The organism is Micromonospora sp. NBRC 110009 (assembly GCF_030518795.1).
GTDB lineage: Bacteria > Actinomycetota > Actinomycetes > Mycobacteriales > Micromonosporaceae > Micromonospora.
The window spans coordinates 1,403,098-1,428,359 of sequence record NZ_CP130427.1 but is presented as its reverse complement, the minus strand read 5'-3'; the positions used below and the strand labels follow the sequence as shown (position 1 = coordinate 1,428,359).

Annotated in this window: 18 protein-coding genes; 10 read left to right on the top strand and 8 right to left on the bottom strand. The window is 73.4% G+C overall.

Annotated elements, in window-relative coordinates; translation table 11 throughout:
- The first annotated feature begins 66 nt into the window (after positions 1 to 66).
- On the top strand, positions 67 to 1,053 hold the full coding sequence (locus tag Q2K19_RS06755) for a 4-hydroxy-3-methylbut-2-enyl diphosphate reductase (RefSeq protein ID WP_302768498.1): 987 nt from the start codon (positions 67 to 69) through the stop codon (positions 1,051 to 1,053).
- A gap of 41 nt (positions 1,054 to 1,094) precedes the next feature.
- Positions 1,095 to 1,538, top strand: a complete 444-nt coding sequence (locus Q2K19_RS06750) for a hypothetical protein (RefSeq protein ID WP_302768497.1) — start codon at positions 1,095 to 1,097, stop codon at positions 1,536 to 1,538.
- Between the two features lie 65 nt (positions 1,539 to 1,603).
- On the opposite strand, the gene Q2K19_RS06745 is transcribed toward Q2K19_RS06750, so the two are convergent.
- Positions 1,604 to 4,873 carry a S8 family serine peptidase gene (locus Q2K19_RS06745; RefSeq protein ID WP_302768496.1) on the bottom strand — a complete coding sequence of 1,090 codons (3,270 nt, stop codon included), beginning with the start codon at positions 4,871 to 4,873 and terminating at the stop codon, positions 1,604 to 1,606.
- A 242-nt stretch (positions 4,874 to 5,115) separates the two neighbouring features.
- The gene (rmuC, locus tag Q2K19_RS06740) at positions 5,116 to 6,294 is read right to left on the bottom strand and encodes a DNA recombination protein RmuC (protein WP_302768495.1); all 1,179 of its coding nucleotides are present in this window, start codon (positions 6,292 to 6,294) and stop codon (positions 5,116 to 5,118) included.
- Between the two features lie 54 nt (positions 6,295 to 6,348).
- On the opposite strand from rmuC, the gene Q2K19_RS06735 reads away from it, so the two are divergent.
- Positions 6,349 to 7,155, top strand: a complete 807-nt coding sequence (locus Q2K19_RS06735; protein WP_302768492.1) for a hypothetical protein — start codon at positions 6,349 to 6,351, stop codon at positions 7,153 to 7,155.
- 60 nt (positions 7,156 to 7,215) lie between these two features.
- Here the strand turns inward: Q2K19_RS06735 and ppc are convergent, their stop codons facing one another.
- Both ppc and Q2K19_RS06725 read right to left on the bottom strand, forming a co-directional pair.
- On the bottom strand, positions 7,216 to 10,002 hold the full coding sequence (gene ppc, locus Q2K19_RS06730; protein ID WP_302768489.1) for a phosphoenolpyruvate carboxylase: 2,787 nt from the start codon (positions 10,000 to 10,002) through the stop codon (positions 7,216 to 7,218).
- A 124-nt stretch (positions 10,003 to 10,126) separates the two neighbouring features.
- Complete coding sequence (locus tag Q2K19_RS06725) at positions 10,127 to 11,179, bottom strand: ABC-2 transporter permease (RefSeq protein ID WP_302768488.1); 1,053 nt, start codon at positions 11,177 to 11,179, stop codon at positions 10,127 to 10,129.
- A gap of 82 nt (positions 11,180 to 11,261) precedes the next feature.
- On the opposite strand from Q2K19_RS06725, the gene Q2K19_RS06720 reads away from it, so the two are divergent.
- On the top strand, positions 11,262 to 12,302 hold the full coding sequence (locus tag Q2K19_RS06720; RefSeq protein WP_302768486.1) for a S66 family peptidase: 1,041 nt from the start codon (positions 11,262 to 11,264) through the stop codon (positions 12,300 to 12,302).
- A 10-nt stretch (positions 12,303 to 12,312) separates the two neighbouring features.
- Here the strand turns inward: Q2K19_RS06720 and Q2K19_RS06715 are convergent, their stop codons facing one another.
- Positions 12,313 to 12,996 carry a cyclase family protein gene (locus Q2K19_RS06715; RefSeq protein ID WP_302768484.1) on the bottom strand — a complete coding sequence of 228 codons (684 nt, stop codon included), beginning with the start codon at positions 12,994 to 12,996 and terminating at the stop codon, positions 12,313 to 12,315.
- 270 nt (positions 12,997 to 13,266) lie between these two features.
- Positions 13,267 to 14,175 (bottom strand): helix-turn-helix domain-containing protein, encoded by a 909-nt coding sequence (locus Q2K19_RS06710; protein ID WP_302768483.1) that lies wholly within the window; start codon positions 14,173 to 14,175, stop codon positions 13,267 to 13,269.
- Positions 14,176 to 14,309: 134 nt separating this feature from the next.
- Here Q2K19_RS06710 and mfd point away from each other — a divergent pair, with 134 nt between their 5' ends.
- From mfd to Q2K19_RS06690, 4 genes are all read left to right on the top strand, one after another.
- On the top strand, positions 14,310 to 17,954 hold the full coding sequence (gene mfd / locus Q2K19_RS06705; RefSeq protein ID WP_302768481.1) for a transcription-repair coupling factor: 3,645 nt from the start codon (positions 14,310 to 14,312) through the stop codon (positions 17,952 to 17,954).
- A gap of 47 nt (positions 17,955 to 18,001) precedes the next feature.
- Entirely contained in the window at positions 18,002 to 18,799 is a 798-nt protein-coding gene (locus Q2K19_RS06700) for a hypothetical protein (RefSeq protein ID WP_302768478.1), read from the top strand.
- Positions 18,800 to 18,801: 2 nt separating this feature from the next.
- Positions 18,802 to 19,803, top strand: a complete 1,002-nt coding sequence (locus Q2K19_RS06695) for a nucleoside triphosphate pyrophosphohydrolase (protein ID WP_302768475.1) — start codon at positions 18,802 to 18,804, stop codon at positions 19,801 to 19,803.
- A 78-nt stretch (positions 19,804 to 19,881) separates the two neighbouring features.
- Positions 19,882 to 21,501, top strand: coding sequence for a DUF885 domain-containing protein (locus Q2K19_RS06690; protein ID WP_302768473.1), 1,620 nt, complete (start codon positions 19,882 to 19,884; stop codon positions 21,499 to 21,501).
- A gap of 45 nt (positions 21,502 to 21,546) precedes the next feature.
- Here Q2K19_RS06690 and Q2K19_RS06685 read toward each other — a convergent pair whose 3' ends face one another.
- A complete protein-coding gene (locus tag Q2K19_RS06685) occupies positions 21,547 to 22,404 on the bottom strand; it encodes an NAD(+) diphosphatase (protein ID WP_302768470.1) in 858 nt (285 codons plus the stop codon).
- Positions 22,401 to 23,093 (bottom strand): hypothetical protein, encoded by a 693-nt coding sequence (locus Q2K19_RS06680; RefSeq protein WP_302768469.1) that lies wholly within the window; start codon positions 23,091 to 23,093, stop codon positions 22,401 to 22,403. The genes Q2K19_RS06685 and Q2K19_RS06680 overlap by 4 nt, the downstream gene beginning before the upstream one ends.
- 209 nt (positions 23,094 to 23,302) lie before the next feature.
- On the opposite strand from Q2K19_RS06680, the gene eno reads away from it, so the two are divergent.
- Both eno and Q2K19_RS06670 read left to right on the top strand, forming a co-directional pair.
- Complete coding sequence (gene eno, locus Q2K19_RS06675) at positions 23,303 to 24,586, top strand: phosphopyruvate hydratase (protein ID WP_302768467.1); 1,284 nt, start codon at positions 23,303 to 23,305, stop codon at positions 24,584 to 24,586.
- A gap of 29 nt (positions 24,587 to 24,615) precedes the next feature.
- A complete protein-coding gene (locus Q2K19_RS06670) occupies positions 24,616 to 25,251 on the top strand; it encodes an FtsB family cell division protein (RefSeq protein ID WP_302768464.1) in 636 nt (211 codons plus the stop codon).
- The last annotated feature ends 11 nt before the right edge of the window (positions 25,252 to 25,262 follow it).

Genomic DNA, 25,262 nt, shown 5'->3' with positions numbered 1-25,262 from the left:
GGTGCCCCGGCTGTGGTCCGGGTCGCAGGCGCTGTCGGGCGAAAACCGGGCACGTACGATGGTCGGGTGACTGAGGCTGAGACCACTCCCCGGACCGGCAAGCGCGTGCTCCTGGCCAAGCCCCGCGGCTACTGCGCGGGCGTGGACCGGGCGGTGCAGACCGTCGAGGAGGCGTTGAAGCTCTACGGCGCCCCGATCTACGTCCGCAAGCAGATCGTGCACAACAAGCACGTGGTGCAGACCCTGGAGGCCAAGGGCGCGATCTTCGTGGAGGAGAACGAGGAGGTGCCGGAGGGCGCCACCGTGATCTTCTCCGCGCACGGCGTCGCCCCCGAGGTCTACGAGCAGGCCAAGGAGCGCTCGCTCAAGGCGATCGACGCGACCTGCCCGCTGGTCACCAAGGTGCACCAGGAGGCCCGGCGGTTCGCCGCCGAGGACTACGACATCCTGCTGATCGGCCACGAGGGGCACGAGGAGGTCATCGGCACCGCCGGTGAGGCCCCGGCGCACATCCAGCTCGTGGACGGCCCGGACGGCGTCGACAAGGTCACCGTGCGGGACCCGAGCAAGGTCGTCTGGCTCTCCCAGACCACCCTCTCGGTCGACGAGACCCTGGAGACCGTCGCCCGGCTCAAGCAGAAGCTGCCGCTGCTCCAGTCGCCGCCCAGTGACGACATCTGCTACGCCACCTCCAACCGGCAGCACGTGGTCAAGGAGATCGCCCCGGACTGCGACGTGGTGCTCGTGGTCGGCTCGCGCAACTCCTCCAACTCGGTGCGCCTGGTCGAGGTCGCCCTGGACGCCGGCGCCCGGGCCGGGCACCTGGTCGACTTCGCCCACGAGATCGACGACGCCTGGCTGGCTGACGCCCGCACGGTCGGCGTCACCTCGGGCGCCAGCGTGCCGGACGAGCTGGTCCAGCAGGTGCTCGCGCACCTGGCCGAGCGGGGCTTCACCGACGTCGACGAGGTCACCACCGCCAACGAGCGGCTGACCTTCTCGCTGCCGCAGGAGCTCAAGCGGGACCTGAAGGCCGCCGCCGGCCGGGGCTGACCCGCCGGAACGGATTCCCCGCGAAGCACGTCCAACCGGGCATGAAGACTCCTCGGACGGCGCTCGTCGCCCTGGTCGCCGGTCTGGCGCTGAGCGCCTGCGCCGGCCCGGGCGTCGAGCCCGGCAGCCCCGGCACCACGCCCACCAGCCCCGGACCGACGGGAGCCGCCTCGGTGACCAGCCAGCCCAGCCCGGACCCGAGCGGCACGCCGGGTGACCCGCAGAACCCGGTCGACCCGACACCCGCGAAGCCCGGCGGCCCGTCGAAGCCGCCCGGCCCCGGCGCCGCCACGCTCACCGGCACGGTGCAGGCCGGGGTGGAGCCGAACTGCCTGCTGCTCGACGGCAACCTGCTGGTCGGCGGCCCGCGCGACGTGTTGACGCCCGGGGCCCGGGTCACCGTCACCGGTCACCCGCAGCCGGACATGATGACCACCTGCCAGCAGGGCACCCCGTTCGTCGTGGAGTCCGCCCGCCGCGCCTGACCCGGCCCGACGGCACGGAGCCCGCCCCCGGGTCCGGGGACGGGCTCCGTGGTCCTACCAGATGATCAGTTCACGGCACCGATCGAGACGTTCCCGCGCCCGACGACCGCTCCCTGGTCGGTGACCACGAGCAGCTCACCGAAGAGGCGGCGACCCGGTGCCGGCGCCGACTGCGCCGTCACCGAGCCACTCAGGCTGGCCGACGCGCCGTTGCCCAGCGCCACGGTGGTCGCGGTCGCGTCCAGGCTGCCGAGCGCGGCGGCGTAGAACACGTCCCGGTAGTCGTACGTCGTGGTGCCGGCGGGCACGGAGTACCCGTCGATGATCACGTCGTAGGTGCCGGCGGCCGGGTTCGCGATCGACACCGACTCGTCCGAGTCACCGTCGGCCGACGAGGCCACCCGGACCCCGTTGCGCTGGACGACCAGGTCCAGGTCGGCCTTCGGGTCGCTCGGGTTGTTGATCGCCACGTCGAGCCGGGTCGCGCCGGCCGGAACGGTCACGTGGTACGTCTGCTGCTCACCGTCCGCGATGGTCGGTCGGCTGACCGCCGCGCTGCCCAGCGGGCCGCCCTTGCCGCTCACCGTCACCGGACCGAAGGCGTTGGTCAGGCTCCAGGTCACCGGGGTGGCCTGACCGGCGGTGACCGACGGCAGCTCCACCGTCGCCGGGTCGACCGTCACGCCCTGCACCGCGGCAGTGAGCGTGAAGGGGTTCGCCAGCAGCGGAGAGGTACGCCGCGACTCGACCTCGATCTCCCACAGGCCCGGCAGCGGGTTGGCGTAGTCGCGCTCGTCCGCCTTGCAGGTGTTGGCCGGGTTCGTGAAGTTGTTGTAGCAGCCGGTGCTGGCCGTGCTCTCGACCGGCACCCCGTACGGGTTGAACGCGATGAACCGGGTCTGCGAGCCGTTGGCCAGGCCCGACAGGTTCACCTGCAGCGCCGACGCGCCCGCCGGCACGTTGACGAAGTACGAGGTGAACCCGTTGCGGTCCACCGAGCCGGAGGTGGTGACGCGGTAGTCCGGGGCGCTCACGTCCTGGCCGATGACGATCGTGTTGAGCACCTCGAAGTCGACGCCGGGGGTGGCCGGGTCGTCGACCCGCATGACGGCGCTGTGCACGCCGTACCCGCCCTTGGTCTCGAGCTGGAGCTTGACCGGCGTGTTCAACGGCAGCACCAGGCTGTGCCGGTAGTCGCGGAACGTGCCGTCGTTGCCCAGCAGGCTCACGTCGTGCCGGATGGGCCGGTCCGGACCGGTGGTCCGGGTGAAGGTGAGAGTGTAGGTCTTGTCCACGTTGGGCGCCTGACCGCCCTGGCTCGCGGCGCACGCGTTGTAGACACCGGTACCCGTGCCCGGAGTCGCCAGGTAGCCGGACAGCGCGGAGCAGACCGGCGCGGTGGCCGCGTAGTTCCGCGGCTGGAGACCGCGGCCGGCGAGCAGGTTCCAGGCGCCGACGGTGTTGAACATGCCGTTGCCCTGGCCGTGTGCCGGCACGCCCTCGATCCACTTGGCCGAGGAGTAGATCGCGCGACGCAGCTCGGCGGGGGAGACCCCGAACCCGTTGGCCTTGGCGGCCGAGAGCAGCAGCGCCGCCGCGCCGGTGGCCTGCGGCGAGGCCATCGAGGTGCCGTTGAGCATCGAGTAGCCCGGCGGCAGCTGGTAACCGGCCTCCGGTACCGGTCCGCCCGGCTGCCACAGCGGCGTGGTGGAGATGGCCGAGCCGGGTGCGGTGATGTTCGGCTTGAATCCGCCGTCCTCCCGCGGCCCGCGGGAGGAGAAGTTGAACAGCTGGTACGGCGTCCGGGTCTCGGAGCCGTAGTTGGCCAGCCAGGTCTCCTTGCTGATCCCGGCGGCCACGCTCACCACGCTGCTCGCCACCGACGGGTCGCCGACGGTGTTGGTGCCCGGGCCGGAGTTGCCCGCCGAGATGAACAGCTGCACGCCGTAGTCGTTGATCAGCCGGTCGTAGAGCTGGGCGCGGGCGTTGTTGGCGTCGTTGAGCGCGGGCAGGCCACCGATCGACATGTTGATCACGTCGACGTGCCGGTTGACCACGAGCTCCACCATGCCGTCGGTGAGCGCCGCGTAGGTGCAGCCGCCGCCCCAGCTGCAGGCCCGGGCCGAGACCAGCTTGGCGCCGGGCGCGGCCCCGTCGAACGCGGCGTCGCCGAACATGTCATTCGCCGCGGTGATGCCGGCGACATGCGAGCCGTGCTGGGCCTCGACGATGCCGATGTTGACGAAGTCGGCCTTGCCGGGCAGCCCGGCGGGCGTGGTGTCGACGTCCTCGCGGTACTCGACGACGAACGGGGTCCGCTCCGCGATCGCGGTGGCCGGGTTGTCGGTCCCGAAGTGGCCGACGTCGAAGCGCTCCTGGTAGGGGCGCATCACCGGGTCGTCGGTGAAGTCGCGGTTCTGGTTCGTGTCGACCCGGATGTCGTGGCTCGCCGAGTCGTACAGGATGCCGAACGTGTCGGTCTTGTCGCCGTCCTTGTTGATGTCACCGCCGGGCTCGTCGTTGGCGGTGATGCTCTCCGAGAACCGGTTGATCCGCCAGGTGCCGGCCGGCGCCGTCCAGGTGGCGCCCGCGTAGCTGAAGGTCGGCCCGGTCACCTCGGTCAGCATGGCGCGCCAGGTGCCGTCACCGTCCAGCAGCGGGTCGGTGGCGGTGAACCAGTCGACGATCTTGCGCTCGCCGGTGGAGGTGGTCTGGAGCGCCGGGTTGTCGAGGTCCACACCGGAGTCCATGATGCCGATCGTCACGCCGCGGCCGTCCCACTCCGGGTGGGTCTGCTTGAACGCGACGGCACCGGTCTCGTTGGTCGGCATGTACGGGTTGGCGGCCGGAGTGTCCGGACCGGGTGCCGCCGCGGCGGCGGCCTGCGCTGCTCCCTCCGCGGAGCCGGTGACCGGCTCGGGCTTCGGCAGCGGGATCGACTCGTTCAGGTCGATGGCCGCCACGCCGGGCAGCTTCGCGGCCTGGAGCACGGCGTCGGTGGGCACGGACGCGCGGACGTATCCGACTCCATCCACCTCCTTGGCCACCGTGGCGCCCAGCTTGCGGAGCTCGTCGGCGACAGTGCCGGCCTTGCCCTTGTCGGTGGCGACGATCAGGACCACGCGCTTGTCGCCCTTGGCCCGGGCCTGGGCGAGCAGCTCGTGGTCGTGCGATCCGAGCTTGTCGGACCCATGGCCCTTCGGGGCCTTGGCCGGTGCCTGGGGTGCGGCGCTCGCGCTGGTAGCGCTGGCCGTCAGCGTGAGCGCACCGGCAGCGACGACCGACGCCGCGAAGCCGGCCGAGACGCGACGCGTCCAGCTTGGGGGTTTGTCCACGTTCGCTTCCTCCGACGAGAAAGGAGCCCTGGGGGATGCAGGGCGGATGAGATGGATCTTCGATGATCGGCGCGCGACTGTCACTGGCGCGCTGCGAGTTGTGACCTCGTTGTGTCGTGGGCCGAGCAACTCTGTCACAGTGCCCGAAACGGTTGCCGGGTGACAACCACTAACTCCGGCATTGCGGCACGTCGATCGTCCAGGTCGGACGACCGTTCGGGTGATAGCGGCCGACCGTCGAATCAGTCGGACATGTCCCGCGGATAGCGCACGATCGGGGCGCCCTCGGCCAGCTCGGGCGCCTGCGGCTGGCGGGGCGTCACCTCGAGCTGCGCCGGAGCGATCAGCTCCTGGTCGGAGACGCCCAGCTCGGCCAGCTTGCGGGCGCTCACCAGCACCCGTGCCTCCAGCGAGCCGACCGCCCGGTTGTACGCGGTCACCGCCCCGCCCAGCGACGCGCCGAGCTTGCCGACGTGGTCGCCGAGAGTGGACAGTCGGCCGTACAGCTCACGGGCCAGCGAGTGCACGGTGGCGGCGTTGCGGGCCAACGCCTCCTGCCGCCACGAGTACGCCACCGTGCGCAGCAGCGCCACCAGCGTGGCCGGCGTGGCCAGCACCACGTTGCGCGCGAAGGCGTGCTCCAGCAGCGTCGGGTCACGCTGCAGCGCCACGTCGAGGAACGGGTCGGCCGGCACGAAGAGCACCACGAACTCGGGGGCCTGGTCGAACGCCGCCCAGTAGGACTTGGCGGCAAGGCTGTCCACGTGCCCGCGCAGGTGCCGCGCGTGCGCGTCGAGCTGGGTGTCCCGCCCCCGCTCGTCGCGCGCCTCCATGGCGGTCAGGTAGGCCTCGAAGGGCGCCTTGGCGTCGACCACCACCGTCCGGCCGCCGTGCAGCCGGACCACCAGGTCGGGGCGGACCCCCTGGTGGTCGGTGGCGGCGGTGACCTGCTCGTTGAAGTCGCAGTGCTCCAGCATGCCGGCCGCCTCCACGATCCGGCGGAGCTGGTGCTCGCCCCAGCGGCCCCGCACCTGCGGCGCACGCAGCGCGGCCACCAGCTGCTTGGTCTCGGTGCGCAGCTCGCCGGAGACGGTGCTCATCGCGCGGACCTGCTCGCGCAGCTCCGCGTACGCGTCGACCCGGTCCCGCTCCAGCTCGACGACCCGCTGCTCGTAGCGGCGGAGGGTCTCGTGCAGCGGGGCCACGGCCCGCGCCACGGCCTCCTGGGACTGCGCCGTCGCCTCGTAGCTGAGCGCCCGCATGGACTGCTCCAGCCGCCCCTCGCCCTCCCGGGTGGCGGCGAGCGTGGCCTCCAGCCGGGCGATCTCGGTCGCCGAGCGGGCTCGGGCAGCCAGCCAGCCGACCGCGCCGCCCGCGGCGAGGCAGATGATCACCACGGCCAGCGTTGCGAAGCTCGTCACCCTCCGAAGCTTGCCAAACGGGTACGACGTGCCCCCGGTGGGTACCGTCGAGTCATGAAAGTTGCGCTGTGGTTCGTCCTGGTGCTGATGCTCGGAGGTGCGCTCGTGTTCTGGCGGTGGGGAAGCAGGTCCCGGCGGGCGACCGAGCTGGCGGACGCGCGCGCCGAGGCGCAGCGCTGGTACGAGCGGCTGGGCGGTCAGCTGATGAACCTGCACGGCGACGCCCCGGCGGTCCGGCAGGCGCTCGCCGACGCGGGGGAGCGGTACAACGCGGCCGGCTCCCAGCTGGAGCAGGCGGCCACCCCGCACCAGTTCGCGCTGGCCCGGGAGACCGCGCTGGAGGGGCTGGCGTACATCCGGGCGGCCCGCACCGCGATGGGCATCGACCCCGGCCCGGAGCTGCCGCCGCTGGCCGCCGCCCGGGGCGCCGGGACGCTGACCAAGGAGCGCGAGGTCAACGTGCAGGGGCAGACCTACCGGGCCGGCCCGCAGCCGGGCAACCAGACGCCCTACTACTACCCGGGCGGCACCTGGCAGGGCCGGCCGGTGCCGGCCGGTTGGTACTCGACGCCGTGGTGGAAGACCGCGCTCGGCACCGGCGCCGGGGTGCTCGGCGGCCTGCTGATCGCCGACGCGCTCTTCTCGCCGGCCTTCGCCGATCCCGGCTACGGCTACGAGGCCGGCTACCAGGAGGGCTTCAACGACGGCTTCGACGACGGCCAGGACCAGGGTGGGGACTTCGGCGACCAGGGCCAGGACTTCGGCGACCAGGGTCAGGACTTCGCCGGCCAGGGCGACTACTCCGGCGGTTACGGCGGCGGTGACTTCGGTGGCGGTGACTTCGGCGGCGGCGACTGGTAGGCCCGCGTAGCGGACAACGGCCCCGGTCGGCGCGACCGGGGCCGTTGTCCGTCGACCGGGTCAGCCCGTGTTGCGCATGCCGGCGGCGATGCCGTTGACCGTGGTCAGCAGCGCCCGCTCCAGCGCCGTGCTGTCGTTCGGGGCGCGGCGGCCGCCCGGCGCGGTGGCCACCGCCCGGCCGGCGGCGCCGGAGTCCCGGTACTGGCGCAGCAGCGCGACCTGGAGATGGTGCAGCGGCTCCAGGTAGGTGTCGCGCACCGCGAGGGTGCGCTGGAGCACCGGGGAGTTGTCCAGCAGGGCCGGCGACGAGGTGACCGCCAGCACCTCCTGCTTGGTCAGCTCGTACTCCTGCTCGATCTGGTCGAAGATCGGGTGCAGCTTCTTCGGGACCAGCGTCTCCACGTACCGGCGGGCGATGGTCAGGTCGGTCTTGGTCAGCATCATCTCGACGTTCGACAGGAACGTGCGGAAGAAGTGCCAGTTCCGGTGCATCTCGGCGAGCACATCCTCCAGGCCCGCCGCCCGGGCCGCGGCCAGGCCGGACCCGACGCCGAACCAGCCGGGCACGATCTGCCGGGTCTGCGTCCAGCCGAACACCCACGGGATGGCCCGCAGGCCGGACAGGCCCGCGCCGGTGTTCGGCCGCTTCGCCGGACGGGAGCCAATGTTCAACTGGCCCAGCAACTCGGTCGGGGTGGAGGCCCAGAAGTACGCCGGCAGGTCCGGGTCCTCGACCAGCGACCGGTAGGACCGGAACGCCGACTCGGACACCACGTTCATGGTGGCGTCCCAGCGTTCCAGCATCTCGGCCGGCTGCCGGGGCGCGGTGTGCAGCAGCGTCGCCTGGAGCACCGCGGCCACGGTCAGCTCCAGGTTCTCCCGGGCCAGCGCGGGCAGCGTGTACTTGTCGGAGATGACCTCGCCCTGCTCGGTGACCTTGATCGCGCCGTCCAACGTGCCGTACGGCTGGGCCAGGATGGCGTCGTGGGTCGGGCCGCCGCCCCGGCCGACGGTGCCGCCCCGGCCGTGGAACAGCCGCAGGTGTACGCCATGCCGGGCGGCCACGTCACGCAGCGCCCGCTGGGCCCGGTGGATCGACCACTGGCTGGTGGTGATGCCGGCCTCCTTGTTGGAGTCGGAGTAGCCCAGCATCACCTCCTGCACGTCGCCCCGGGCCGAGACCAGCGCCCGGTACGCGGGCAGCGACAGCAGCTCGTCCAGCAGCTCGCCGCCGGCGTTCAGCTCGGCCGGGGTTTCCAGCAGCGGCACGAAGCCGATCCGGGCCCGGCCGCTGTGCACGTCGATCAGGCCGGCCTCGCGGCCCAGCACCACCGCGGCGAGCACGTCGTCCACGCCCAGGGTCATCGAGATGATGTAGGACTCGATCACCTCGGTGCCGAACCGGTCCTGCGCCTCGCGGATCGCCGTGAACACGTCGAACGTCTTGCGAGCGTTCTCGGTGAGCGGGGTGTCCAGGGTGGAGAGCGGCCGGCGGCCGGCCAGCTCGTCGGCGAGCAGCTTGGTGCGCTCCAGCCGGCTCAGCGACGGGTAGTCGGACACCTCGCCGACCGCCGCGTAGAGCTGGGCGAGGACCGCGTGGTGCGCCTCGGCGTGTTCCCGGACGTCCATGGTGGCCAGGTGCAGCCCGAACGCGGACACCGTACGGATGGTGGAGGCGAGCCGGCCCACGGCGGTGAGCTGCCCGGAGTTGCGGGCCAGCGAGGCGCGCAGCAGTTCCAGGTCGGCGATCAGCTCGGCGGAGCCCCGGTAGTCCCGCCCCGGCACGTGCGCGGTGCCGGTGCGCAGCCGCTCCCGGGTGTTGGCCAGCTTCGCCTTCACGCACCGCGCCTTGAGCCGGTAGGGCTCCTCGGCGTTGACCCGGCGGAACCGGGGCGCGACCTCGGGCAGCGCGTCCAGGTCGGCGGCGAGGCTGGCGGAGAGGTCCAGCGAGACCGCGCGCAGCCGGCGGGAGACGGAGACCTCGCTGATCAGCTCGTCCATCGCCTTCTCGGTGGCCTCGATGCCGTGCTCGTGCTGGATCCGCAGCACCTCACGGGTGACCGTCGGGGTGACGAACGGGTTGCCGTCCCGGTCGCCGCCGATCCAGGTGCCGAAGGTCAGCGGGCGGGCCGTCGGGGAGGTCTCCACGCCGAGGGTGCGCAGCGTGTCGGCGAGGTCGTCGAGGACCTGCGGGGCGGCCTCGGCGTGCAGGTCGCGCAGGTAGTAGATGGCGTTGCGGGCCTCGTCCGTCGGGTCCGGCCGGTCCAGCCGCAGCTCGTCGGTCTGCCACATCAGGTCCAGCAGCTCGGCCAGGCGCCGGTTGGCCGGCCCCTCGTCGCTGGCCCCGTAGAGGATGGCGTTGGTGGTCTCAGCGTCGAGCTCGTCGGCGACCGCGCGCAGCTTGGACAGGATCGAGCGGCGGGCCGCCTCGGTGGGGTGGGCGGTGAAGACCGGGCGTACCGCGAGCCGGCGGGCCGCCGCGGCGATCTCCTCGGCCGGCACCCCGCGCTCGGCGATCATCTTGGCCGCCTGGTCCAGCCAGCCACCGTGCATGGCCCGGCGGCGGCGCAGGTCCCGCGCCCGGTGCACCTGCTCGGTGATGTTGGCCAGGTGGAAGTAGGTGGAGAAGGCCCGGGCCAGCTTGGTGCCGGTGGTGACGTCGAGGCCGGCGAGCCGTTGGGCGGCGGCCGGGGCGTCGGAGCGGACCTGGGCGCGGATCTCCTCGACCAGGTCGAGCAGCGGGCGGCCCTCCTGCCGGGCGAGGGTCTGCCCGAGCAGCGTGCCGAGGCGGCGGATGTCGGCCCGCAGTGCGGCGTCCGGGCCGTCGTGGTCGTGCTGGTCGGTCACAGGTGCGCTCCTTACGTGAGTACGAAGGACAGCGCTGTCCGACTCCCTGGATCGTATCCGCGTCGGGCCCGGCGGCAGCAGGGGGACCGCGTGATGATCTGCACTCTGGGACGGGCGGGTCGGCTCAGCCATCGGCGGGCGACCCACCGGCGGGGGCGGGGCGGGACCGGCTGCGGACGGCCCGGCGGTGGGCGCGGAAGACCGTCGCGGTGACCAGCCCGAGGATCCCGGCCAGGGCCCACCCGGCGAGCCCGGTCAGGGGCCAGCCCATCGACCGGCGGTCGAAGTAGACAGCCGACTTGACCAGGTCGGTGGCCAGGCCGGGCACGTTCCACCGGTGCATCCCGCGCAGCCAGCCGGGCAGGAACTCCGGGGCGTAGATGCCGCCGGAGCCGGGGTTGCCGAGGACCACCAGCAGCAGGATCACGATGCCGGTGCCGAGCAGGCCCAGCCAGGCCTGCACCGCGGAGGCCACCATCGCGGCGGTGAAGACCGTCAGCGCGCCCACCGCGGCGACCGAAGGGATGTCGTGGTGCCAGACGTCGAGTACCGGCCCGACGATGGCCGCCCCGACGATGCCCAGGACCACCGCGTACGCGGCGAGCGCGGCGACCCGTAGCCCGGCGCGGGGCAGGCTCACCGGGGCGGTGCCGGTCCGCAGGCCCAGCGCGGTGGAGGCCAGGTAACCGCCGAGCACGTAGCCCACGGCCAGGTAGAACGGCACCAGCCCGCGCGGGTCGGTTCGCTCCACCGGCACCTCGTCGCTGACCTGGAGCGGCAGGTTGGCCTGCCGAGCCGCCTGGGTGAACACCTGGGTGACCAGTTCGGCGGCGGCCGGCGCCGAGGCGCTGGCGGTGGTGAGGCGCAGCCCGTTGTCCGGGCCGGAGCTGAGCACTGCGTACACCTCGCGGGCGGTGAGCCCGTCGGCGGCGGCCTCCGGGTCGTCGTACTCGACGGGCTTGATCTTGTTGGTCCGGCCGCGTACGCCGGACATCACCGCCTGCGCGCGCTGGTCGCCGAGCACCACCCCGACGGGCACGTCGCGCGGGGTGGGCTGGTGCAGCGCCCCCACGTAGGCGGCGATGAACGCGGTGGCCAGGGCGAGCGTGCCGACCAGCAGCGCCACGGTGCGCGGTAGCCAGTCGCGTACCGGAAGGACCCGCTCCGCCTCCTCCACGGGCTCAGCCTATTGCCCGCATTTGCCCGGCTCGGGGGTTTCCGGGGCGGAAATCGCTGGCCCGGACCGATAGCGTCGGATCATGACGCAGCCGAGCTATCCCGCCAAGCCGAAACCGGGCGATCGGGTTGCCGTGGTCTCCCCCTCCGCCGGGCTGCCGGCGCTCTTCCCGCACGTGCACGAGCTGGGGCTGCGCCGGCTTCGGGAGGAGTTCGGCCTGGAGCCGGTGGAATATCCGACCACCCGGGTGATGGGTGCCGACCCGCGCGACCGGGCGCGGGACCTCACCGCCGCCTTCGCCGACCCGAGCATCACCGCCGTGCTCGCCACCGTCGGCGGGGACGACCTGATCACCGTCACCCCGCATCTGGACGACGCGGTGCTGCGGGCCAACCCGAAGCCCTACTACGGGTACTCGGACAACACCAACATCCTCAACCACCTGTACCGGCTCGGGATGGTGGCGTACCACGGCGGCTCGGTGCTGGTGCACCTCGGCCGGTCCGGCAAGCCGAACCCGGTCACCTTCGACTCGCTGCGCGCCGCCCTCTTCAGCTCCGGCTGGTACGAGCTGGCCCCGGCGACCGAGTGGGGCGACGAGCCACGCGACTGGCGGGACCCGGCGACGCTGGCCGACGAGCCGGTGATGTTCCCCGGCGAGGGCTGGCGCTGGCAGGGGCCGGACCGGGTGGTGCAGGGCCGCACCTGGGGCGGGTGCCTGGAGATCCTGCACTGGCTGATGGCGACCGACCGCGTCCCGTCCACCGCGGAACTGGCCGGGTCGGTGCTGGTCGTCGAGACCTCGAACGAGCTGCCGGCGGCGCAGGAGGTCTTCCGGATCGTGCGCAACATGGGCGAGCGCGGGCTCCTGTCGGCCTTCCCGGCGATCGTGGTCGGCCGCCCGAAGGCGTGGGACTTCGACCAGCCGCACACGCTCGACGAGCGGCGGGCCTGGGGCGAGGCGCAGCGGGCGGCGATCACCGAGGCGCTGGCGACCTACCACCCGGACGCGGTGGTCGTCTTCGACGTCGACCTCGGCCACACCGACCCGCAGCTGATCATCCCGTACGGCGGGGAGATCCGGGTCGACGCGGTCGAGCGCCGGATCTCGGTGCGCTACTGAAGCCGGGCGGTCAGTCGACGATCGCGAAGGCGCGGACCGGGAAGGTGCCCATGCCGGCCACCATCGGCGGCGCGGCGGTGAACCGGAACCCCTCCTCGGGCAGGGCGGCCAGCCCGGTCAGGTGCTCCACGATCGGGATGCCGGCGGCGAGCAGGGCGCTGTGCGCCGGGCGCTCGCCGGCGGCGGCCGGGGTCATGTCGTCGATGTTGATCGAGTCGATGCCGACCAGGGTCGCCCCCGCCTCGACCAGCCAGTCCGCGCCCTCGGCGGTCAGGTGGGGCGCGTCGGGGCCGGCGTAACGGTCGGTGCCGAAGTGGGCGTCCCAGCCGGTGTGCAGCAGCACCGCCCGCCCGGCCACGGCGTACGGCGCGAGCATCGACCGGCCCACCGCGTGGGTGCCGGCGGGCACCCGCACCACCAGCCCGGGCAGGTCGGCGAGGCGGTCCAGCGGGACGCCGGTGAGGTCCGGGCCGTCCGCCCAGCGGTGCGCCGGGGCGTCCAGGTAGGTGCCGGTGTTGGCGATCATGTCGATCCGGCCGACGTGGAACTCGACGCCCGGGGCGTACCTCGACCGGGACGCCTCCCGGGTCAGCCAGTCGGTGATCCGGGGCGGCTGCCAGCCGGGCAGGGTGGTCATCCCGTCCGTGATCACCTGGCTCAACTCGACGAACCGCGCTGGCTTCCGTTCCGTCACGCGCCCACCGCACCATGCCGGTGCCCGCGGGTCAAGATCTGCGACCGGGCCGGCGGAGGTGCCGCACCGGGGGGGAGTACGGCACCTCCGTGGGCGTACCCGGTCGGGCCGCCCGAAGGCCCGGCGAGGGGCGTCGGACCTCCCCGAACAGGCCCGCGTACCCCTCGTCCGTCGTCACCGGCGACCCGCGCCGGCTGACGCGACCCATCCTCGAGGCCAAGCCGGGCGATTTCTTGAAGAAATGTGCGCGGACGGGGTGACCGACGCCGCTCAGGCGGCGCCGCCGTCCCGGGCGGCGAACAGCCGGCGCAGCCGGGCCGGCGGGTGCCCGACCTGCTCCCGGACCACCCGGGTCAGGTGCGCCTGGTCGGCGAAGCCGTGCGCGGCGGCCACCTCGCCCAGTGGCGGCCCGTCCCCGTCGGCCAGCACGGTCAGCACCGACCGCACCCGCAGCCGGTTCCGGTAGGCGGTGAGGCTCTGGCCGGTCACCCGCTGGAACACCCGGCTCAGGTGGTGCGGCGAGCAACCGACCTGCTCGGCGACCTCGGTCAGCCCGAGCCGGAAGTCGGAGCCGGCCAGCACCTCCCGGGCCCGGTCGGCCAGTCGGCGGTGAGCGGCCAGGGTGGCCGGCCGCCGGCCCACGGCCCGTTCGATCTCCGCGCCCGGCTCGCCCGGGCCCAGCGGCGTCCGGCTCAACAGCCGGCCCAGGAACCGGTGCAGCCGTTCGCTCACCTCGAACTGGTCGATGCCGCGCCGACACTGGGCCACCAGCATCCGGTGGTCGAGGTCCAGCCGTTCGTCGGCGCTGCCCCACCAGCCGCGCCGGTGCAGCCACTGCTCGGTGTCCGGGCGGGCGGCGAGCACCTCCGGGTCGAGCTCCAGGCAGCTGTAGACGTCGCCGTCGCCGTGCGGGTGGCTGGTGGCCATTTCGTCACCCGGTCGGGTCAACCACATCGAGGTGGCGTCGGTGAGGCTGACCCGGCCGTTGAGCCGCACCTGGGCGGTGCCGGCGCGGCCGAGGAACACCCGGTGGCCGACCTCGGGCGTCGGCCCGTGCCAGCCCGGATCCTCGACGACGCACTTGACCTGGTAGAACAGCATCCCGCGCGGCGCGCCCAGCACCTGCCACCGGGCGGTGGTGGTGGGCCTCCTGGGATCGCTGCCGACCTGTTCCGGCATCGTTCCTCCCCCCATGCGCGCTACCCGGCGCCACCCGGATTGTCCCCGGCGCGGGATAGTCTCGAAGGGTGCACCCCCCGTCCGGCCGGACGCGGGGTCGTCGCCGTGCGTCGATCTCCTGGAAGTGATCACTGATGCTCACCGGACTCTTCTCCGCCGCCCTGGCCGACCCGGGGCTCGCCCGGGCGCGTGACCTGGCGCGCTCCGGTGCCGCCCAGGTCGACGGTCTCGACCTCACCGCCCCGGCCGCGCTGCGCCCGTTCGCGGTCGCCGCGGTCGCCGCGGACGAACCGGCCGGGGGCGCCGGGCGGCCCGTGCTGGCGGTCACCGCCACCAGCCGCGAGGCCGACGACCTCGCCTCCGCGCTGGGCAGCCTGCTCCCGCCCGAGCAGGTGGCGGTCTTCCCGTCCTGGGAGACGCTGCCGCACGAGCGGCTCTCGCCCCGCTCCGACACGGTCGGGCGGCGGCTGGCCGTGCTGCGCCGGCTCGCCCACCCGGAGTCGGCCGACGCGCACGGGCGCACCGGCCCGCTGCGGGTGGTCGTGGCGCCGGTCCGGTCGCTGCTCCAGCCCCAGCTCAAGGGGCTCGGCGACCTCGAGCCGGTGCAGCTCGCCGCCGGCGACGAGGCGGACCTGGAGGAGGTCGCCCGCCGGCTCACCGACATGGCGTACGCCCGGGTCGACCTGGTCACCAAGCGGGGCGAGTTCGCCGTGCGCGGCGGCATCCTCGACGTCTTCCCACCCACCGACGAGCACCCGTCCCGGGTCGAGTTCTGGGGCGACGAGGTGGAGGAGATCCGCACCTTCTCGGTCGCCGACCAGCGCACCATCGAGGGCGTCCCGCAGCTCTGGGCGCCGCCCTGCCGGGAGCTGCTGCTCACCCCGTCGGTGCGCAAGCGGGCCGCCGCGCTGGCCCAGGAGCACCCCGAGCTGGCCGAGATCCTCGACAAGCTGGCCGAGGGCATCCCGGTCGAGGGCATGGAGTCCCTCGCCCCGGCCCTGATCGGCGCCGACTCGATGGAGCTGCTGCTCGACTGCATGCCGGCCGGCACCCACGTGCTGCTCTGCGACCCGGAGCGGATCCGCACCCGGGCCCACGACCTGGTCCGTACCTCCGAGGAGTTCCTCCAGGCCAGCTGGGCCGCGGCCGCCGTCGGGGGCCAGGCCCCGGTCGACCTCGGCGCCGCCGCCTTCCGCACCCTGGCCGACGTACGCACGGCGGCCCGCGCCCTGCGCCAGCCGTGGTGGACCCTGGCCCCGTTCGGCCTGGTCGAGGTGGCGGCCGCCCCGGCCCGGCAGCCCTGGGAGGACGAGTCCACCGAGATCGACGTCACCCCGGACGACGCCATCGCGGTGACCCTGGCCGCCCAGCCCGCCCCGCTCTACCACGGCGAGACCGCCCGGGTGGTCGACGACCTCAAGCGCTGGGCCGGCGAGGGCTGGTCCATCGCGCTGGTCTTCGAGGGGCACGGCCCCGCCCAGCGGGCCGTCGAGGTGCTCCGCGACGCCGGTCTGGGCGCCCGGCTCACCGAGGAGGTGCCGGCCGCGCCCGCCCCCGGCGAGGTGCTGGTCTCCTGCGGCTGCCTGACCGCCGGGTTCGTCGACGAGGCGTCCCGGTTCGTGCTGCTCACCGGCAACGACGTGACCGGCGGCCGGGGCACCTCCACCCGCGACATGCGCAAGCTGCCCAGCCGGCGGCGCAACACCATCGACCCGCTGGAGCTGCGGGCCGGCGACCACGTGGTGCACGAGCAGCACGGCATCGGCCGGTACGTCGAACTGGTGCAGCGCACCGTCAACGGCGCCTCCCGGGAATACCTGGTCATCGAGTACGCGCCGAGCAAGCGCGGCCAGCCCGGCGACCGGCTCTTCGTCCCCACCGACCAGCTCGACCAGCTCTCCCGCTACGTCGGCGGCGAGCAGCCCACCCTGCACAAGATGGGCGGCTCGGACTGGCAGAAGTCCAAGGCCCGGGCGCGCAAGGCGGTCCGCGAGATCGCCGCCCAGCTCATCCAGCTCTACGCAGCCCGCAAGGCGTCCAAGGGGCACAACTTCGGCCCGGACACCCCGTGGCAGCGGGAGCTGGAGGACGCCTTCCCCTGGCAGGAGACGCCCGACCAGCTGGCCGCCATCGAGGAGGTCAAGCGGGACATGGAGCAGACCGTCCCGATGGACCGGCTGATCTGCGGCGACGTCGGGTACGGCAAGACCGAGATCGCGGTCCGGGCGGCCTTCAAGGCGGTGCAGGACGGCAAGCAGGTGGCCGTGCTGGTGCCCACCACCCTGCTGGTGCAGCAGCACTACAACACCTTCGCCGAGCGGATGAGCCAGTTCCCGATCACCATCCGGCAGCTCTCCCGGTTCCAGACGCCGAAGGAGACCGAGCAGACCCTGGCGATGGTCGCCGACGGCACCGCCGACATCGTCATCGGCACCCACCGGCTGCTCCAGTCGGCGACCCGGTTCAAGCAGTTGGGGCTGGTCATCATCGACGAGGAGCAGCGCTTCGGTGTCGAGCACAAGGAGCACCTGAAGACGCTGCGGGCGTCGGTCGACGTGCTGGCCATGTCGGCCACCCCGATCCCGCGCACCCTGGAGATGGCGATCACCGGCATCCGGGAGATGTCCACCATCGCCACCCCGCCGGAGGAGCGGCATCCGGTGCTCACCGCCGTCGGGGCGCACGACGACCGGCAGGTGGCCGCCGCCATCCACCGCGAGCTGCTCCGCGACGGCCAGGTCTTCTACCTGCACAACCGGGTCGAGTCGATCGAGCGGGCGGCCCGGAAGCTGCGTGAGCTGGTGCCGGAGGCCCGGGTCGCGGTGGCGCACGGCCAGATGAGCGAGGAAGCGCTCGAGAAGGTGATGGTCGGCTTCTGGGAGAAGGAGTTCGACGTCCTGGTCTGCACCACGATCGTGGAGTCCGGCATCGACATCCCGAACGCCAACACGCTGATCGTGGAGCGGGCCGACCTGCTCGGCCTGGCCCAGCTGCACCAGATCCGGGGCCGGGTCGGCCGGGGCCGGGAGCGGGCGTACGCGTACTTCCTCTACCCGGCGGACAAGCCGCTCACCGAGAACGCGCACGAGCGGCTGGCCACCATCGCCCAGCACACCGAGCTGGGCGCCGGCATGTACGTGGCGATGAAGGACCTGGAGATCCGGGGCGCCGGCAACCTGCTCGGCGGCGAGCAGTCCGGGCACATCGAGGGCGTCGGCTTCGACCTGTACGTGCGGATGGTGGGCGAGGCGGTCTCCGCGTTCAAGGGCGAGCACCCGGAGGAGGAGGCCGAGGTCAAGGTCGACCTGCCGGTCGACGCGCACCTGCCGCACGACTACGTCGCTGTGGAGCGGTTGCGCCTGGAGATGTACCGCAAGCTGGCCGAGGCCCGCGACGACGAGCGGCTGCGCGAGGTGGTCGCCGAGATGACCGACCGCTACGGCGAGCCGCCCGCCCCGGTGCAGAACCTGGTCGCGGTGGCCCGGTTCCGGCTGCTGGCCCGCCGGTACGGCCTAACCGACGTCTCCATGCAGGGCAAGCACATCCGGTTCAGCCCGCTGCCGCTGCCCGACTCGAAGCAGCTGCGGCTCAAGCGCTACCACCCGGACTCGGTCTACAAGCAGGCGCTCGACCAGGTCAGCGTGCCGCGGCCGAGCACCCGCCGGGTGGGCGGCGAGCCGCTGCGCGACCAGGCGCTGCTGGAGTGGTGCGCCCAGCTCCTCTCCGACGTCCTCGGGGAGCCGGCGACGGCCCAGCCGGCCGGGGCGGGGGCGCGGTGAGGTGGGCGGCGTCACAACCGCCTGCCGGGCGTGAGAGAGTGGCCGTCATGCGTGCTCGCCGTCTCATCGCCGCCGCCAGCGTCGCGGCCGTCGCTGTGCTCTCCCTCGCCGCCTGCGGCCGGTCCGCGCCGGACGTCGCCGTGTACGTGGGGGACACCAGTTACTCGATCGACCGGGTCGACGCCATCCGCGACGAGGCCGCGACGGCGTACGCCGCGGTGGTGAAGGCCGCCGAGGAGCAGGGCCAGACGGTGCCCGCCGAGCGGCGCCAGCTGGACCTGGACGGGCAGGACGTGGTCAACCTGCTGGTCGGTCTCGACCTGGGCAAGCGGATCGTCGCCGAGAAGCACCTCCAGCTGGCCGACGGCATCAGCGCGACCGACATCGGCCAGGCGCTCAATGTGCCGGACACCGAGTACGCGAAGCTCGCCGCCGAGTGGTACGACGTCTTCTACGCGCTCGGCCAGGGGCTGCCGAAGGCGGAGCTGTCCGACGTCGACCGCACCGCGGTCTACGAGGCGCTGGTGAAGGCGAACGTGGCCCCGCCCGGCTGGTCCGTGGAGGAGCAGCGTCAGGCCTTCGCCGACCCGACCATCGCCCCTCAGGTGTCGGCGGTCGTGGGCCTGAGCGAGGCGCTGAAGGCCGAGGTGGATCGGCAGGACGTCCAGGTCAACCCGCGCTACCCGGCGCTGGCCGTCCCCGCCCTGCTCCAGCTGCGCACCATCAGCCTGTACGACCTGCCGTACGTGGACGGGGCGGATCAGGTGACGGACATCTCCACCCCGGAGCCGGAGGTCAGCGACTCCACCGAGGCCGACCCGTCCACCGGCCCGGCCACCACCTGAACATGACGGCGCGGATCGTCCTGCTGGTCACCTCGCCCCGGCTGCCGGCCGGCCTGCTGACCGCGGCCGCCTGGGACGTCGTACGCTCCGCGCCGGTGCTGGCCGGCGCGGAGAGCGAGCTGACCGGACGGGTCCGGGCGGCGGGCGCCGAGGTCACGGTGGTGACCGAGGGCGCGACGCAGGCGTTGCTCGACGCGGTCGCGGCGCGCGGCACGGCGGTCTGGCTGGCCGGGGCGACGGGCGACGAGGCGCTGGCCCGGGAGCTGGGGCTGCGGCTGGCCCGTCAGCCCGGCCTGGCCGAGCTGGAGCTGATGTACGGCTCCTGGGATCCGCCGGGCGCCCGGCTGCTCGACGCGGTCGAGGTGATGGACCGGCTGGCCTCCCCCGGCGGCGACCCGTGGAAGCGCGCGCAGACCCACCGCAGCCTCGCCGGCTTCCTGCTGGAGGAGTGCTACGAGGCGTACGACGCGATCAGCGCGGACGACACGGACGCGCTGCGCGAGGAGCTGGGCGACGTGCTGCTCCAGGTGCTGCTGCACGCCCGGCTCGCCGAGGAGCTGCCCGAGGGGAAGCGCTGGACCGTCGACGACGTGGCCGGCGACCTGGTCGACAAGATGGTCCGCCGGAACCCGCACGTCTTCTCGGGTGCCGAGGCCGGCTCGATCGAGGAGATCGAGGCGAACTGGGAGCGGATCAAGCGGGCCGAGAAGACCCGCGAGTCGGTGCTGGACGGCATCGCGATGAGCCAGCCGGCCCTCGCTCTGGCCGCCAAGATCCTGGACCGGGCCGCCCGGATCGGCCTGGCCGTGCCCCCGCCGCTCGCCGACTCCCAGGTGGACCCGGAGGCCCGGTTGGGCGCCAGCCTGCTGGCCACGGTCGCCGCCGCGCGGCAGGCCGGCATCGACCCCGAGGCCGCCCTCCGCCGCACCGCCCTGGCCTACGCCGACGCCGTCCGATCCGCCGAGGCCGCCGCCCGCGCCGCCCACCCCGACCAGCCGAGTTGATCGGGAGGTTCGGGTCGACGCCGATCTCTTGATCACGGCGGTCGGTCCGGACCGGGGAAGATCGGTAGGGTCGTGCGCATGGAAGCGTTCGTGCCGCTTGCCGAGCGGATCGTGGAGGCGTTGCTGGAGAGCCGGCCCGGGCTGGCCACGTCCGCCGGGGACCACCGGTACGACGACCGACTGCCCGACCTCTCCGCCGACGGCCTCGCCGCCGACCAGGCGATGCTCCGGGACGCGGCCGACGCGCTCTCCGAGATCGACCCGGACTCGCTCGACGTCGACGAGCGGGTCGACCACGCGCTGCTGAGCAGCCTGGTCGACCGGGGGCTGTTCGAGGCGACCGAGATCCGGGCCCACGAGTGGGACCCGTTGCGGCACAACCCGGGCCCGCTGCTGCACGCCCTGCTGGCCCGCCCCTTCGCCCCCGCCGAGGTGCGGCTGGAGAGTCTCACCGGGCGGCTCTCCGCCGTACCGGACGCCCTGGCCACCGCGCGGGCCACCCTGCGCGACATGCCGCGGATCCACGCCGAGACGGCGGTCGGCCAGTTCACCGGCACGGCCGCGCTGATCCGCGACGAGCTGCCGGGGCTGCTGGCCGAGGCGCCGGCCATGTACGACCGGGTCGAGCCGGCGGCCACGGCGGCGATCGCCGCGCTGGAGGAGTTCGTGGCCTGGCTGCGGATGGGCCTGTCCGCCGACGCCGGCCCGGGGCGCGACCCCCGGCTGGGGCGGCGGCGCTGGGAGGCGCGGCTCTGGCACACCCTCGACACCGAGCTGAGCGCCGCCGAGGTTCAGCGCCGGGCCTGGGACAACCTGGAGCGGGTCACCGCCGAGATCCGGGAGGCGGCCGCCGAGCTGGTCGGCGGCCCGGCCGACGACGCGACCGTCCGCCGGGCGCTGGACCTGCTCGCCGCCGAGCACCCCGACGACGCCACTATCGTGGACCTGGCCTCGATCACCCTCGACGAGGCGACCGATTTCGTCCGCGCGCACGACCTGGTCAGCCTGGTGGACGACCCGTGCGTGATCCAGGAGATGCCGGAGTTCGCCCGGGGCGTGGCGGTGGCGTACTGCGACTCGCCGGGGCCGCTGGAGACGGCGAACGTGCCGACCTTCTACTGCATCGCGCCCACTCCGGCGGACTGGCCGGCGCAGCGGGTCGAGTCGTTCTACCGCGAGTACAACGACCACATGATCCGCAACCTGACGGTGCACGAGGCGATGCCGGGCCACTTCCTCCAGCTCGCCCACGCCCGCCGGTACGCGGGCCCCACCCGGGTCCGGCGGCTCACCGAGTCGGGGGTGTTCGTCGAGGGCTGGGCGGTCTACACCGAGGAGCTGATGGCCGGTCTCGGCTTCGGTGGCCTGCCGGTCCGGCTCCAGCAGCTCAAGATGCAGCTCCGGATGACCATCAACGCGCTGCTCGACCAGCTGGTGCACGGCGAGGACCTGCCCGAGGCGGAGGCGATGGCGCTGATGACCGGGCGCGGCTTCCAGGAGGAGGGTGAGGCGGCCGGCAAGTGGCGGCGGGCGCTGCTGACCTCCACCCAGCTCTCCACCTACTTCGTCGGCTACAGCGAGCTGGCCGACATCGCCCGCGCCCGCCCCGACGACGTCTCGGTGCGCGACTGGCACGACGCGATGCTGTCCCACGACTGTCCGCCCCCGCGCCACCTCCGCACCCTGCTGGGCTTGTAAGGAGGGGCCCCCGGTTAACGCCTCCGGTAGAGAAGGACGCCCTTCTCACCGAGGGGAAGCGGCGCGGGCGGCGACCGCGTCGATCAGCCAGCGCGAGAGGGAGTACGCCGGGGGCAGCTCGACCGGCAGCGCGTCCATCGGGAACCACCGCGCCTGGGTCAGCTCCTTCGGGTCGACGACCGGCTCGGCGTGCGGGTCGGTGGCGGCGGCGGTGAAGCCGGCCAGCAGGGTGCTCGGGCCTGACATCGCCCAGGGCTGGCTGTCGACGTAGGCGGGCCGGCCGATGGTCAGCCCGACCTCCTCGCCGACCTCCCGGTGCGCGGCCGCCTCCAGCGACTCGCCGGCCTCGACGAACCCGGCCACCAGCGCCCACAGGTCCGTCGGCCCGTACGCGTGCCGGACCAGGAGCAGCTCGTCGGGGCCGCCGTCCGGGCCGGAGCGGGTGATGGCCACCAGCACGGCGACGGAGAGCGGCACGAACACGGTCAGGTCGCAGTCGGGGCAGCGCCGCGCGGTCTCGCCCGGCACGTCGGCCAGCTCGGCCCGGCAGGCCCCGCACCACCGGTGGGTACGCCGCCAGGTGACCACGGCGAGTGCCCGCCCGGCGAGGGCGGCCAGCGGTTCCGGCAGTTCGGCGGCGATGCCCCGCCAGCCGCGCCAGCGTCCCGGCAGCGCCTCGGCGTCGGCGACCTCGGCGGCCCACGCGGGAGTCCCGGCCAGCGTGCCGACCGGCACCCAGTCGAGGCCGGCGGGCAGCTCGCCGATCCGGGGGAAGTGCCCGGCCGGGCCGGTCAGCAGCTTGCGCCCGGCCACCGGCAGGGCCAGGTCGTCGGGCGACGGCGGTCGGCTCCGGCCGGCACCCGGGACGAAGCCGCCCGGACCGGTCGGCCCGGACCGGGTCACGAGGTGGCCGGGCGGCGGTCGACCACGCCGGCCCCGGCCGGCACGTTGAAGGCGGCCGCCTCGACGGTGTCGGTGTAGCGGCTCAGTGTGGCCTCCGCGGGCTTCCCGTCGAGGGTGCCGGTGAAGCTGCCCAGCACCCCCTCGGTGGTGACGCAGGCGGTGAACCGGTCCCCGGAGCGGGTGACGTCGACGCAGGTCGCGTGGTGCCCGGCCAGGGTGGTGTCGGTCTCGTCGATGACGGCCTCGGGGTCGAGGGCGGCCTCGGTGAGCAGGCGGATCACCGCCGGCGGAGTGACCAGGCCGTGCTTGCGGGCCTCGGCGTAGACGATCACCGACGGCCTGCCGGCGGTCAGCACCGGCGGCGACACCTCGCAGGAGGTACGCCCGCCGGCGTTCCCGCACCGGGTCACCGCCTCCTGGGTCACCGTGATCTTGCCGTCCGGCCAGGTGTACGCGGAGCGCAGCGGGTCGGTGGTCTGTGCGATCGAGGCGCTCCGGCCGCCGGGGAGCTGGTAGTCGGCGGCCCAGGTCTGCTCCAGCGCCCGGTCCATCCGGGAGGCGAGGTCGTTGACCAGGTCGGCCCGCCCGAGCGCGACGCCGGCGTCGTCGAGGGCCTGGCAGCCGGTGACCGAGAGCGACGTGATGACCGAGGCGGCGAGCACGCGGAGAGTCGTCGAGGCGGCGGGCATGGTGCCCAGCCTTGTCGATTCACGCAACGTCTCGCAAACCGGTTGCCGGTTGAGGCCCGAGAATCCGGGAATGTCCGTGTCGCCCGGGGCCGGGACCGCCCCGACGGGCGTGCGGGCGACCGCCGACCGATACGCTGCGTTCAACACCTGCCTCAGCCGCACCGTCGCGGCCCATACCGGACCGGAACACACAAACGAGGAGCGACTCAGTGGCAACCATCGAGGGAATCGTCGCCCGGGAGATCCTGGACTCGCGGGGCAACCCGACGGTCGAGGTCGAGGTCGGGCTCGACGACGGCACGATCGCCCGCGCCGCGGTGCCGTCCGGCGCCTCCACCGGCGCCTTCGAGGCGATCGAGCTGCGCGACGGTGACAAGGACCGCTACCAGGGCAAGGGTGTCGAGAAGGCGGTCGCCAACATCGAGGACAGGATCGTCGACCAGCTCATCGGGTACGAGGCCAGCGAGCAGCGGCTGATCGACCAGAAGATGATCGAAATCGACGGCACCGACAACAAGGCCGAGCTGGGCGCCAACGCCATCCTCGGCGTCTCCCTGGCCGTGGCGAAGGCCGCCGCGGGCAGCGCCGAGCTGAGCCTCTTCCGCTACCTGGGCGGCCCGAACGCGCACCTGCTGCCGGTGCCGATGATGAACATCCTCAACGGTGGCGCGCACGCCGACTCGAACGTCGACATTCAGGAGTTCATGATCGCGCCGATCGGCGCGCCCACCTTCCGCGACGCGCTGCGCTCCGGTGCCGAGGTCTACCACGCGCTGAAGTCCGTGCTGAAGAAGAAGGACCTGTCGACCGGTCTCGGCGACGAGGGCGGCTTCGCCCCGAACCTGCCCACCAACGCCGCCGCGCTGGACCTGATCGCCGAGGCCGTGGAGAAGGCCGGCTACCGGCTCGGCACCGACATCGTCTTCGCCCTCGACGTGGCCGCCACCGAGTTCTTCGACAACGGCACCTACACCTTCGAGGGCAGCGCGAAGACCGCCGAGGAGATGAGCAACTACTACACCAAGCTCGTCGGCGACTACCCGATCGTGTCCATCGAGGACCCGCTCTCCGAGGACGACTGGAGCGGCTGGGCCACCCTGACCGCGGCGCTCGGCGACCGGATCCAGATCGTCGGCGACGACCTCTTCGTCACCAACCCGCAGCGCATCGCCCGGGGCATCACCGAGAAGGCCGCCAACGCGGTGCTGGTGAAGGTCAACCAGATCGGCTCGCTGACCGAGACGCTGGACGCGGTGGACCTGGCCCACCGGGCCGGCTTCACGTGCATGATGAGCCACCGCTCCGGCGAGACCGAGGACACCACCATCGCGGACCTGGCGGTCGCCACCGGCTGCGGCCAGATCAAGACCGGCGCCCCGGCCCGCTCCGACCGGGTCGCGAAGTACAACCAGCTCCTGCGGATCGAGGAGGAGCTGGCCGACGCGGCGCGGTACGCCGGCGCCGGCGCGTTCCCGCGCTACCGTTCGGCCTGAGCCGCAAGCTCCCGGGGAGGGGTGTGACGATGCAGCAGCGCCGCACACCGGGTGGTCAGCGTCCCGCCCGTCGGCCGGGTCAGGCCGGCCGGGCGGGCGGTGCCCGGGCCCGGTCGTCGGGCCGCGACGGCGGCGTCCGCGCCGAGCCGCGCGCCACCGGCCGGTCACCCGGCGCCGCCCGCGCCACCGACGGCGTACGCTCCGCGAGCCGCCCGGCGGCCGCCCGGCGTACCGCCGCGGGCGGCACGGTCAAGCGGCTCACCGCACCCCAACCCCGGCGCCTCACCGGGCGCGCCACCGTGCTCTTCGCGGTGCTGATCGCGCTCGCCCTGGCGTACACCTATCCGGTCCGCGTCTACCTCGACCAGCAGACGGACATCGAGCGGATGGAGGCGTCCCAGGCCGACCAGCGCAAGCTGATCGAGGACCTCACCGCCGAGGCGGCCAAGTGGCAGGACCCGGCGTACGTCGAGACCCAGGCCCGGGAACGCTTCTTCATGGGGCGGCCCGGCGAGACGCTGCTGGTGGTGCTCTCCGACCCGGAGGGGGCTGCGAAGGACGCCGGCAAGGGCGCGAAGCCGGGGCCGCCGAAACCGCCCGACCCCTGGTACGACACCCTGTGGTCGAGCGTGCAGGCGGCCAACGCCGAACGCCCCGACAAGTGAGCACCGGACGA

Excerpts from the sequence above, each read along its gene's own strand:
- Q2K19_RS06750 (WP_302768497.1), top strand. The coding sequence starts at position 1,095 with ATGAAGACTCCTCGGACGGCGCTCGTCGCCCTGGTCGCCGGTCTGGCG.
- Q2K19_RS06735 (WP_302768492.1), top strand. The coding sequence starts at position 6,349 with ATGAAAGTTGCGCTGTGGTTCGTCCTGGTGCTGATGCTCGGAGGTGCG.
- Q2K19_RS06720 (WP_302768486.1), top strand. The coding sequence starts at position 11,262 with ATGACGCAGCCGAGCTATCCCGCCAAGCCGAAACCGGGCGATCGGGTT.
- Q2K19_RS06710 (WP_302768483.1), bottom strand. The coding sequence starts at position 14,175 with ATGCCGGAACAGGTCGGCAGCGATCCCAGGAGGCCCACCACCACCGCC.
- mfd (WP_302768481.1), top strand. The coding sequence starts at position 14,310 with ATGCTCACCGGACTCTTCTCCGCCGCCCTGGCCGACCCGGGGCTCGCC.
- Q2K19_RS06700 (WP_302768478.1), top strand. The coding sequence starts at position 18,002 with ATGCGTGCTCGCCGTCTCATCGCCGCCGCCAGCGTCGCGGCCGTCGCT.
- Q2K19_RS06695 (WP_302768475.1), top strand. The coding sequence starts at position 18,802 with ATGACGGCGCGGATCGTCCTGCTGGTCACCTCGCCCCGGCTGCCGGCC.
- Q2K19_RS06690 (WP_302768473.1), top strand. The coding sequence starts at position 19,882 with ATGGAAGCGTTCGTGCCGCTTGCCGAGCGGATCGTGGAGGCGTTGCTG.
- Q2K19_RS06680 (WP_302768469.1), bottom strand. The coding sequence starts at position 23,093 with ATGCCCGCCGCCTCGACGACTCTCCGCGTGCTCGCCGCCTCGGTCATC.
- Q2K19_RS06670 (WP_302768464.1), top strand. The coding sequence starts at position 24,616 with ATGCAGCAGCGCCGCACACCGGGTGGTCAGCGTCCCGCCCGTCGGCCG.